The sequence below is a fragment of the Peterkaempfera griseoplana genome, assembly GCF_001418575.1.
Taxonomy (GTDB): domain Bacteria; phylum Actinomycetota; class Actinomycetes; order Streptomycetales; family Streptomycetaceae; genus Peterkaempfera; species Peterkaempfera griseoplana.
Genome location: NZ_LIQR01000555.1, coordinates 1 through 10,589, shown reverse-complemented (window position 1 = coordinate 10,589; position 10,589 = coordinate 1). Strand labels below are relative to the sequence as shown.

Below are 10,589 nucleotides of genomic sequence, written 5' to 3'. Positions count from 1 at the left end.
CGGGTGGCGGCGCTGGGTGCGGTGGAACTGGCGGCCGTCCCGCTGCGGGCGCCCGACCCGGAGCTGGTGCGGGCCGCGCTGCTGGAGGGCCTGGCCCGTGAGGGGGTCTCCGCCGTACTGGGGTGGGGTGAGACCGCGCGGGGGCTGCGGACACGGCTGGCGTTTCTGCACCGGGTGGTCGGCGGCCCGTGGCCGGACGTCTCCGACGAGGCACTGCTGGCCCGCGCCGAGGAGTGGCTGGGCCCCGAACTGGGCGCGGCGCGGCGCCGCGCCGACCTGGAGCGGGTCGACACCGCGCAGGCGCTGCGGCGGCTGCTGCCGTGGGCGACCGGTGAGGCGCTGCGGCTGGACGAGCTCGCCCCGGAGCGGATCGAGGTGCCCAGCGGGTCCCGGGTCCGGGTGGACTACTCCGGTGAGCGGCCGGTGCTGGCGGTGAAGTTGCAGGAGCTCTTCGGCTGGGACTCGGCCCCGGCGCTCGCGGGTGGCCGGGCGCCGCTGACGGTCCATCTGCTGTCACCGGCCGGCCGTCCGGCCGCGGTCACCGGTGACCTGGCGTCCTTCTGGCGGGACGGCTACCGGGCGGTACGGGCGGAGCTGCGCGGCCGCTACCCCCGCCACCCCTGGCCGGAGGACCCGGTCGCCGCCCGGGCCACCCGCGGGACCAACCCGCGCCGCTGAGGCGCACGGCCGGTCCGGGCGGGCATTTCCCAAGGCATCGGACCGATTCGCCCAACCTCCCCCAGAGCCTTCCCGACCGTACCGGATACGCCGGTTACGGCACGTCAGATCGGTTGCGTTAGCGGGCTGTTCACATACGCACGGCTGCGGACACCGCCCCGTGACGCCTCGGCCACGCCTCGCGTAACACTCCGCGCTCAAGATCGTCCGTACACAGCAGGCGAAGCGGGTTCACCAGCTGATCCGGAGAGGCGGATTCATGGCGCATGCGCAGCACGGGACAGGGGCGGCGGGTCTGGACCGCAGGGGATTCCTGCGGGCCGTCGGGATCACCGGCGGGGCCGGGGCGATGTTCGCGACCATGGGGGCGCTGGGCCTGGCCCCCACCGCGGCGGCCGCGGCCCCGGCCGGGGAGTTCCGCGCACCCAGGGCCTCCGACTTCCATCTGACCGGCCGTGCCGCCGGCAAGGTCGTCATCCTGGGCGGCGGCATCGCCGGGCTCACGGCGGCGTACGAGCTCGGCAAGGCCGGTTACGACTGCACGGTCCTCGAACCCCGGGACCGGCCCGGCGGCCGCAACTTCACCGTCAGGGGCGGCGACTCGCTGACCGACCTCGACGGCCGCACCCAGCGGTCGCGGTTCTCCGAGGGCCAGTACCTCAACGCCGGACCGGCCCGGCTCGCCCAGTGGATGGTCACCCTCGACTACTGCCGCGAACTGGGCGTTCCCATCGAGGTGTTCACCAACACCAACGCCGACGCGTACATCTACCACGAGTCGGCGGGCATGCAGCCGGGCAAGCCCATGCGGTACCGCACCGCCAAGGCCGACACCTACGGCTATGTCAGCGAGCTGCTGGCCAAGGCCACCGACCAGGGCGCCCTGGACCAGCAGTTGACCGCCGACGACAAGGCCCGTCTGCTGTCGTTCATCGAGGACTTCGGCCAGATCGGCGGCAAGGCCGACGGCTACGCGTACACGGGCGGCTCCAACCGCGGCTACACCACCTGGCCGGGCGCCGCGGGCACCCCGGGCACCCTGCTGGGCGATGTGCCCGACGCCTCCGCGGTGTTCGCCTCCGGGGTGGGACGCCACTTCTCCTTCGAGTTCGAATTCGACCAGGCGATGCTGATGTTCCAGCCGGTCGGCGGCATGGACCAGATACCCAGAGCCTTCGCCAGGGCGATCGGCGCGCACCGCATCCAGCTGGGCTGCCAGGCCACCTCGCTGGTCCAGTCCGACGACGGGGTGACGGTCGGCTACCGCGACCCGCAGGGACGCGAACGGCAGCTGAAGGCGGACTACTGCATCGCCGCCATGCCCCCGCACCTGCTGGCCCGGCTGCCGCACAACCTGGGCACGGGGGTGCAGCAGGGCCTCACCACCATCAGGCCGTCGTCCGCGGGCAAGATCGGCCTGGAGTACCGCAGCCGCTGGTGGGAGACCGACCACCGGATCTACGGCGGCATCACCGAGACCGACATGGACCTCTCCCACATCTGGTACCCCTCCTACGGCCACCACGGCGAGCGGGGCGTCATCGTCGGCTACTACAACACCGGCGCCAACGCGGACGCCTACGCCGCCCTGACCCCGGCGGACCGCGAGGCCCGGGCGGTGATGCAGGGGGTGAAGATCCACGGCGAGAAGTACCGGACGGAGCTGGCGAACTCCTTCTCCATCGCCTGGACCCGCACACCCCATCTGGAAGGCGCCTGGCACAGCATCCCCGGCGGCCCCGACGCGGCCGTCTACAAGCCGCTGAACGAGCCGACCGGACGGGTGCTCTTCGCCGGCGACTGGCTCACCTACATGGACGCCTGGCAGCACGGGGCGATCCTGTCGGCCCGCAAGGCCGTCACCGCCCTCCACAGCCGGGCGCTGAAGGCCTGAGACCGCGCGGGGTGCGGGCGGCGATCCCGCCCGCACCCCGCGCGTCCGCCCGACGGGCGACCGGCGACCGGCGACCGGCGACCGGCGACCGGCGACCAACGCACGGCATCCGCCCGGCGAACCGCACCCCTCAACGGGCCGCGGCCGCCGAGCGCACCGCGCCCGCTCAGTGAGCCGGGCGCGTCCGCCCGACGGGCGACCGGCAACCGGCAACCGGCAACCGGCAACCAACGCACGGCATCCGCCCGGCGAACCGCACCCCTCAACGGGCCGCGGCCGCCGAGCGCACCGCGCCCGCTCAGTGAGCCGCGTCCTCCCAGTTGGGTCCGACGCCGACCGAGACATCCAGCGGGGCGCGCAGCGGATAGGCCGCGGCCATCTCCCGGCGCACCAGCTCCTCCACCCGGTCCCGCTCACCGGGGGCCAGCTCCAGCACGATCTCGTCGTGCACCTGGAGCAGCATCCGCGAACGCAGCTGCTCCTTGGCCAGCCCCTCGTCGACCCGCAGCATCGCGATCTTGACGATGTCGGCCGCCGAGCCCTGGATCGGCGCGTTGAGCGCCATCCGCTCGGCCATCTCCCGGCGCTGCCGGTTGTCGCTGGTGAGATCCGGCAGATAACGCCGGCGGCCGAGCAGGGTCTCGGTGTAACCGGTGATCCGGGCCTCCTCGACGACCCGGCGCAGATAGTCCCGCACCCCGCCGAACCGCTCGAAGTAGGTGTCCATCAGCCGCCGCGCCTCGGCCGCCTCGATGCCGAGCTGCTGGGAGAGCCCGAACACGGAGAGGCCGTAGGCCAGGCCGTACGACATCGCTTTGATCTTGCGGCGCATCTCCGCGTCGACCGCCCCCTTCTCCACCTCGAAGACCTGGGAGGCCACCGTGGTGTGCAGGTCCTCCCCCGTGGTGAAGGCCTCGATCAGCGCCTCGTCCTCGGAGAGGTGCGCCATGATCCGCAGCTCGATCTGGGAGTAGTCCGCCGTCAGCAGCGACTCGAAGCCCTCCCCCACCACGAAGGCCCTGCGGATGGAGCGGCCCTCGTCGGTGCGCACCGGGATGTTCTGCAGGTTGGGGTCCTGGGAGGAGAGCCGGCCGGTGGCGGCCACCATCTGGTTGAAGGTGGTGTGGATCCGGCCGTCCTCCCCCACCGTCTTGATCAGGCCCTCGACGGTGGTCCGCAGCTTGGCCTGGTCGCGGTGGCGCAGCAGGATCACCGGCAGCTGGTTGTCGGTCTGCCCGGCCAGCCACAGCAGGGCGTCCGCATCGGTGGTGTAACCGGTCTTGATCTTCTTGGTCTTGGGCAGGCCCAGCTCACCGAAGAGGATCTCCTGCAGCTGCTTGGGGGAGCCGAGGTTGAAGGCGTGCCCCACCGCGCGGTGGGCCTCCTCCACGGCCTGCTGCACCGCACCGGCGAACTGCGCCTCCAGCGAGGACAGCCAGGCCCGGTCCGCGGCGATACCGGTGCGCTCCATCCGCGCCAGCACCGCCGACATCGGCAGCTCCACATCCCGCATCAGCTCGGCGGCGCCGCCGTCGCCGGCGAGCCGGCCCTCGAAGACCTCCGCCAGGTCCAGCACCGTACGAGCCTGCACCATCAGCGCCTGGGCGGCGGCCTCGGCGTCGTCCTCCTCGCCGCCGGAGGTGTCGAAGGACAACTGGCCGCTCTCGGTCTCGGCGGCCGGCTGCAGGGAACGGCCCAGATACTCCTCGGCCAGCGTCTCCAGGGCGAACGAACGCCGGCCGGGCTTCTCCAGATACGCCGCGAGCGCGGAGTCCGCGGTGACACCGGCGATCACCCAGCCGTGCTCGGCGAAGGCCCGCATCACATGCTTGGCGATGTGCAGCGCCTTGGGCCGGGACGGATCGGCCAGCCACGCCGCGAAGGCCCGCTCGTCCTCCTCCACCAGCTGCGCCGGGTCGAACCAGCCGGCCGGGCCCGCCGGGGTGGCCAGCGCCACCTCCCGGACGCTGCCCGCACCCATCGCCCAGTCGTAGACCGCGGCGAGGCCCACCCGCTCCCCGTCGCCGTACTCCGCGAGCCAGGACGCCACCGCGCCGGGCGCCGCCAGCACCGCGCCGTCCACGTCGACCCCCGGGCCGACCTCGACCGCGGCCTCCTCCGTGCCCGCGGCGGGATCGACGGCGAACAGCCGGTCCCGGAAGTTGGGGTTGCGGAACTCCAGGGACTCCAGCAGCGTCGTCAGCGCATCGCGGTCATAGGGGCCGCGCTCCAGATCCCCGACGCCCAGCGGCAGCTCCACATCGCGGACCAGCTCGGTCAGCTCGCGGTTGCGCCTGACCGACTCCAGGTTCTCCCGCAGCTTGTCGCCGATCTTGCCCTTGACCTCCCCGACCCGCTCCACCAGCGCCTCGAAGGAGCCGAACTGGTTGATCCACTTGGCGGCCGTCTTCTCGCCGACCCCGGGGATGCCCGGCAGGTTGTCCGACGGGTCGCCGCGCAGCGCCGCCAGGTCGGGGTACTGGGTGGGGGTGACTCCGTACTTCTCCGCGACCTTCTCCGGGGTGTACCGGGTCAGCTCGGAGACCCCCTTGGTGGGGTACAGCACGGTGACATGCTCGTTGACCAGCTGCAGCGCATCCCGGTCCCCCGTGACGATCAGCACCTCGAAACCCCCCGCGGCGGCCGCCGTGGCCAGGGTGGCGATGATGTCGTCGGCCTCGAAGCCCTCCAGCGCCATCCGCGGCAGCCGCATCGCGTCCAGCAGCTCCCCGATCAGGCCGACCTGGCTGCGGAACTCGTCCGGCGTCGCGGAGCGGTTGGCCTTGTAGTCGGGGAAGAGCTCCGACCGGAAGGTCTTCCGGGAGACGTCGAAGGCCACCGCCGCATGCGTCGGCGCCTCGTCCCGCAGGGTGTTGGCCAGCATCGACGTGAAGCCGTACACCGCGTTCGTCGGCTGACCGGTGGTGGTGTTGAAGTTCTCCACCGGCAGCGCGTAGAACGCGCGATACGCCAGGGAATGCCCGTCCAGCAGCATCAGCCGCGGACGGCCGCCCGAACCGCTGTGCGCCCCACTGAGACCCGCCACTTGTCCGTCCGTCCTGCCGACTGCGCTGACACCCTGAATCCTAGGGGGCGCCACCGACACCGGACACCGAGCGACAAAGCGGGCGCCCCCCTGCGGAGCCCCGCCATCCCGGAAGTACGATCACCGGCAGAAGCCTTCCCCGACCAACGGGACGACGACGTCTGCAGGGAGCACCATGGCCGAGCCCGCCCCGACCACCGCCGACACGCCCGCCGCCGCGCCCACCGGGCCGGCAGCGGGTACCGCGTCCCCCCGCCTCAACGTCCCCCAGGACGTGATCGACCACTTCGCCAAGCTCGGCGTCGACCCGGACACCTTCTCCGGCGGCGACCTGGGCCGCCGGATGGGCATCCGGGTCGTGGAGGCCTCCCCCGAGCGCGTCGTCGGCACCATGCCCGTCGACGGCAACCGGCAGCCCTACGGCCTGCTGCACGGCGGCGCCTCCGCCGCCCTGGCCGAGACCCTCGGCTCCGTCGGCGCCATGCTGCACGCCGGGCCCGGCCGCTACGCCGTGGGCGTCGACCTCAACGCCACCCACCACCGCTCGGCGACCTCCGGCATCGTCACCGGAGTCGCCACCGCGGTCCACCGCGGCCGCACCGCCGCCACCTACGAGATCGCCGTCACCGACGACCAGGGCCGCCGGATCACCAGCTGCCGGCTGACCTGCATGCTGCGCGACACCTGAGCGCCGACCGCACCGGCGGCCGTCCGCCGCCGCGCCCGGCGAGAGCACCCGGGCCGGCGGCGCTCGCACAGAACGGGCGGCCGACCCGCGCGGGGGCCCGAGCCGGTCAGCCGGCCTGCTCGGCGCCCTCGGGAAGCGGCAGCGGCGCGGGGCGGCGCAGCTGCATCACCCTGCGCGCCGCCTCCCTGCGGCGGGACGGGACACGACCCGCCGCACCGTCGCCGAGCAGCATCCGCCGCAGCGCCGCCGTGGGCACCGCGCGCCGCACCGAGAGCGGCGCGAACCCCCAGCGGGCGAAGAACCGGTTGGCGTCGCGCAGCCCCGGATGGACGTTGACCGCCACCTGCCCGGCCCCTTGCTCCTCCGCCCAGCCGGCGGCGGCCGCCAGCAGCGCCCGGCCCACTCCGCCGCGCCGGAAGCCGTCGCGGACGTGGAGATAGTCGACATGGGCGGCCCGCTCCGCGTGCAGCGGCGACAGCGGACGGCACGTCAGATAGGCGATCCCGGCCGGTGTCCCGTCGACCAGCGCGACCAGGAACCGTACGTCGGCGGCGGCAGCGGCGCGCTCCAGCACCGCCGAGAGCTCCGCCACGGTCGGCCCCGGCAGCCCCCGCGACCAGCGGCCCAGCACACCGTGCACCCGGCTCCAGCTCTCCGCCAGCCCCGGCAGATCCTCCGGACGCGCCTCGCGCACCGAGATCACGGCCCGCGTCATGGAGACGCACCTCCCACCAGCCCGCGGGCGCCCACAGGCACCCGGCCACCGCACCTCAACCGGTGCGGCCGGCCCCGCAGGCGATGCCGTGCGCGGCCGTTTGCAGCGGAGCGTACGGCACCCGGACGACGGCGGTACAGCCCTCCCCCGCGGCCCGGTCCCGACCGCCGCACGGCCCTCCCCCACAGGCCGGTCCGGACGGCACCCGAAAGCCCGTTTCACCGCAGGCCCGCACGGGCATGCCCCAGCCGCGGAGGGGGAACGCGATGGGGAGCAGGCGGCAGGCTGCGCACACGCAGCCGCACGGCGCGGTGGGGCCCGTGGAGGCGGTGGACGGCTCCGGTACGGTCGCGGCCGCCCCGCCGCGCGACGCGCCCCCAGCGGCGGTCCTCCCCTTCGCCCACCGCCGGGTCGCCATGGGCTGCACCCTGGCCGTACTGCTGCTGCTGACCGCGGCCCCCGAACCGCCCCCGGGCCCGCCGCCGGTGCCGCCGCCCTGGCCGGCCGCCGTCACCTCGGTCGTCTACCGGGGCCCGGTGGCGGCCGCCCGGCAGACCGCCGGCACCCTCCGGGCGCTGGTGGTGGTCACCGTCGTCGCGGGGCCGCCGGTCACGGTGACGGCCGTCTCCCAGGACTACGCAGGGATGGCGCTGGTCACGGCCCCGGACCCGCCCGTGGTGGTGCGTCGGGGGCGGCCGTGGACGGCGGAGTTGCGCATCACGGTCACCAACTGCGCGCTGGCGCCCAGAGGTCTGTCGCTTCCATTTGTAAATGTAACGCTGCGTAACACGCGCGCAATACAGACCGAGAGCGAAATTCTCGGGGAGCGCTACGCACACGACCTTTCCGCCGCAGTCCGGCGCCAGTGCCATCCGTCCGAACACCGGAGCGGAGCGGTTCCGTGAGCGAACTGTAAACATCCGTCCGATATCCGGACACCCTTGCCCCGACCTGCGGATATCCCTGGAAGGTCATGTCGGCGGGCAGATGCGGCGTCCGATCGGCCAATCGGAAGCCACCATTCGAGACAGCCGTTCGGCCTGGTCATAACAAGACAATCACAGCATGTGCCCACCCCTGCCCGATGCATCCGGAGGCATCTAGAGTCACGGCCAGTCACCGCGCCAACGACTGTGTGCCCTTCGGATCGGCGCGCGACTCGGCACCTCGTCCTCGAGGAGCCTCCTGAAGAGGAAAGGACTGATCGTGCGTCATCGTTCTCTGGTGGTCCTGTGCGCCACCGTCGCCGCCGGGGCTCTCACCCTTACCGCCTGCGGCTCCCGCGGCTCGGACAACAAGGCCAACGGGGACAGCTCCTCCGGCGGCACCGCCGTCACCATCGGCGTCGACGCCCCCATCTCCGGTGACCTCTCGGCCCTCGGCCTCGGCATCAGGAACTCCGTCGACCTCGCCGTCAAGCAGGCCAACGCCCAGAAGATCGTCCCGGGCGTCACCTTCAAGATCAAGGCGCTGGACGACCAGGCGCAGCCCTCCTCCGGCCAGCAGAACGCCACCCAGCTGGTCGCCGACAAGAGCGTCCTCGGCGTCGTCGGCCCCCTCAACTCCGGCGTGGCCCAGTCGATGCAGAAGGTCTTCGACGACGCCCACCTGGTGGAGGTCTCCCCGGCCAACACCAACCCCACCCTCACCCAGGGCGAGAACTACGCCTCGGGCAACAAGGTGCGGCCCTTCAAGTCCTACTTCCGCACCGCCACCACCGACGCCATCCAGGGCCCCTTCGGCGCGGACTACGCCTACAACGACGCCAAGAAGACCAAGGTCTTCCTCGTCGACGACAAGCAGACGTACGGCGTGGGCCTGGTCGCCGCCTTCAAGGGCGAGTTCACCAAGCTCGGCGGCAAGGTCGTGGGCCAGGACCACGTCAACACCAAGCAGAAGGACTTCTCCTCGGTCATCACCAAGATCAAGTCCTCCGGTGCCGACATCGTCTACTACGGCGGCCAGTACCCCGAGGCCGGCCCGCTCAGCGGCCAGCTGAAGAAGACCGGAGCCAAGATCCCCGTCATGGGCGGCGACGGCATGAAGGACGACAAGTACATCCAGCTCGCCAACAACCTCGCCGACGGCGACCTCACCACCTCGGTCGGCGCCCCCGTCGAGTCCCTGGACTCCGCCAAGAAGTTCGTCGCCGACTACCAGGCCGGCGGCTACAGCGACCCCTACGCCGCCTACGGCGGCTACTCCTACGACTCCGCCTGGGCCATCGTCCAGGCCGTCAAGGCCGTCGTCGACGCCAACGGCGGCAAGGTCCCCAGCGACGCCCGCGCCAAGATCGTCGACGCCATGAGCAAGGTCTCCTTCGACGGAGTCACCGGCAAGGTCTCCTTCGACGAGTACGGCGACGCCACCAACAAGCAGCTCACCGTCTACGTCGTCAAGAACAACAAGTGGGCAGTCGCCAAGACCGGCACCTTCACCGGCTGACCCGCACCGCCCCACCACGCGCGCGGGGGCGCTACCCAGCGCCCCCGCGCGCCGTCACATCCAGCCCCGCCGACCCACGCACACCCCGTCCTGTCCCACCCGGCACAACCGGAAGCAACACGGAGGCCCTGCGGTGCACGAACTGCCGCAACAGCTGGCCAACGGCCTGATCCTCGGCTCGATGTACGGGCTGATCGCCATCGGCTACACGATGGTCTACGGCATCGTCCAGCTCATCAACTTTGCCCACGGCGAGATCTTCATGACCGGGGGCTTCGGTGCCCTGTCCACCTGGCTGGCACTGCCCAGCGGCACCTCGATATGGCTCGCCCTGCCCCTGATGCTCATCGGCGGCATCCTCACCGCCGTACTCATCGCCATGGCAGCCGAGAGATTCGCCTACCGGCCACTGCGCAACGCCCCACGGCTCGCACCGCTGATCACCGCGATCGGCCTCTCCCTCGCACTCCAGCAGGCCGTCTGGGCCTGGTACCCCAACGCCAAGGACGCCCGCACCTTCCCGCAGATCCCCGGCGGCCCCTTCAACATCAGCTCCTACATCTCCATCCAGCCCGCAGACATCTTCCTGCTCGTCGCCGCACCGCTGAGCATGCTGATCCTCGGCACCTTCGTCCGCAAAACCCGCACCGGCCGCGCCATGCAGGCCACCGCGCAGGACCCGGACACCGCCAAACTCATGGGCATCAACACCGACCGCATCATCGTGGTCGCCTTCGCCCTCGGCGCCGCCTTCGCCGCCGTCGCCGCCGTCTCCCACGGCCTGCGCTACGGCCAGGTCGACTACCAGATGGGCTTCATCGCCGGCCTCAAGGCCTTCACCGCAGCCGTCCTCGGCGGCATCGGCAACATCTACGGAGCCATGCTCGGCGGACTCGTCCTCGGCCTCGCCGAAGCCCTCGCCACCGCCTACATCGCCGACGTCCCCGGCATGCACCAGCTCGGCGGCGGCTCCTGGGCCGACGTCTGGGCCTTCGTCCTCCTCATCGTCGTCCTCCTCGTGCGGCCACAGGGCCTGCTCGGCGAGCGCGTCGCGGATCGAGCGTGAGTCAGATGACCAACACCGCCATCGGCGCCACCGAGCGCACCCCCGTCATCCCCCTCC

The 10,589-nt window shown here is 72.1% G+C and carries 8 protein-coding genes; 6 read left to right on the top strand and 2 right to left on the bottom strand.

What is annotated here, in order from left to right:
- Positions 1-678, top strand: a 678-nt coding sequence (locus tag AOK09_RS32455) for an ATP-dependent helicase C-terminal domain-containing protein (RefSeq protein ID WP_322973231.1), incomplete at its 5' end; no start/stop codon positions are given.
- A 349-nt stretch (positions 679-1,027) separates the two neighbouring features.
- The gene (locus AOK09_RS32450; protein ID WP_107101515.1) at positions 1,028-2,572 is read left to right on the top strand and encodes a flavin monoamine oxidase family protein; all 1,545 of its coding nucleotides are present in this window, start codon (positions 1,028-1,030) and stop codon (positions 2,570-2,572) included.
- 298 nt (positions 2,573-2,870) lie between these two features.
- Here the strand turns inward: AOK09_RS32450 and polA are convergent, their stop codons facing one another.
- Positions 2,871-5,567, bottom strand: a complete 2,697-nt coding sequence (gene polA, locus AOK09_RS32445; protein ID WP_079063610.1) for a DNA polymerase I — start codon at positions 5,565-5,567, stop codon at positions 2,871-2,873.
- A gap of 226 nt (positions 5,568-5,793) precedes the next feature.
- Between polA and AOK09_RS32440 the strand changes: the two genes are divergently transcribed.
- On the top strand, positions 5,794-6,306 hold the full coding sequence (locus AOK09_RS32440; protein WP_079063609.1) for a PaaI family thioesterase: 513 nt from the start codon (positions 5,794-5,796) through the stop codon (positions 6,304-6,306).
- A gap of 106 nt (positions 6,307-6,412) precedes the next feature.
- Here AOK09_RS32440 and AOK09_RS32435 read toward each other — a convergent pair whose 3' ends face one another.
- Positions 6,413-7,021: a GNAT family N-acetyltransferase gene (locus tag AOK09_RS32435; RefSeq protein WP_055590800.1), complete on the bottom strand. Its 609-nt coding sequence runs from the start codon at positions 7,019-7,021 to the stop codon at positions 6,413-6,415.
- Between the two features lie 266 nt (positions 7,022-7,287).
- Here AOK09_RS32435 and AOK09_RS32430 point away from each other — a divergent pair, with 266 nt between their 5' ends.
- The 3 genes from AOK09_RS32430 (at position 7,288) to AOK09_RS32420 (ending at position 10,532) form a co-directional block, all read left to right on the top strand.
- The gene (locus AOK09_RS32430; protein WP_055590799.1) at positions 7,288-7,926 is read left to right on the top strand and encodes a hypothetical protein; all 639 of its coding nucleotides are present in this window, start codon (positions 7,288-7,290) and stop codon (positions 7,924-7,926) included.
- Between the two features lie 301 nt (positions 7,927-8,227).
- The gene (locus AOK09_RS32425) at positions 8,228-9,466 is read left to right on the top strand and encodes a branched-chain amino acid ABC transporter substrate-binding protein (RefSeq protein WP_055590798.1); all 1,239 of its coding nucleotides are present in this window, start codon (positions 8,228-8,230) and stop codon (positions 9,464-9,466) included.
- A 133-nt stretch (positions 9,467-9,599) separates the two neighbouring features.
- Positions 9,600-10,532, top strand: a complete 933-nt coding sequence (locus AOK09_RS32420; RefSeq protein ID WP_055590797.1) for a branched-chain amino acid ABC transporter permease — start codon at positions 9,600-9,602, stop codon at positions 10,530-10,532.
- Positions 10,533-10,589 lie beyond the last annotated feature (57 nt).

Excerpts from the sequence above, each read along its gene's own strand:
- AOK09_RS32450 (WP_107101515.1), top strand. The coding sequence starts at position 1,028 with ATGTTCGCGACCATGGGGGCGCTGGGCCTGGCCCCCACCGCGGCGGCC.
- AOK09_RS32440 (WP_079063609.1), top strand. The coding sequence starts at position 5,794 with ATGGCCGAGCCCGCCCCGACCACCGCCGACACGCCCGCCGCCGCGCCC.
- AOK09_RS32430 (WP_055590799.1), top strand. The coding sequence starts at position 7,288 with ATGGGGAGCAGGCGGCAGGCTGCGCACACGCAGCCGCACGGCGCGGTG.
- polA (WP_079063610.1), bottom strand. The coding sequence starts at position 5,567 with ATGCTGCTGGACGGGCATTCCCTGGCGTATCGCGCGTTCTACGCGCTG.
- AOK09_RS32435 (WP_055590800.1), bottom strand. The coding sequence starts at position 7,021 with ATGACGCGGGCCGTGATCTCGGTGCGCGAGGCGCGTCCGGAGGATCTG.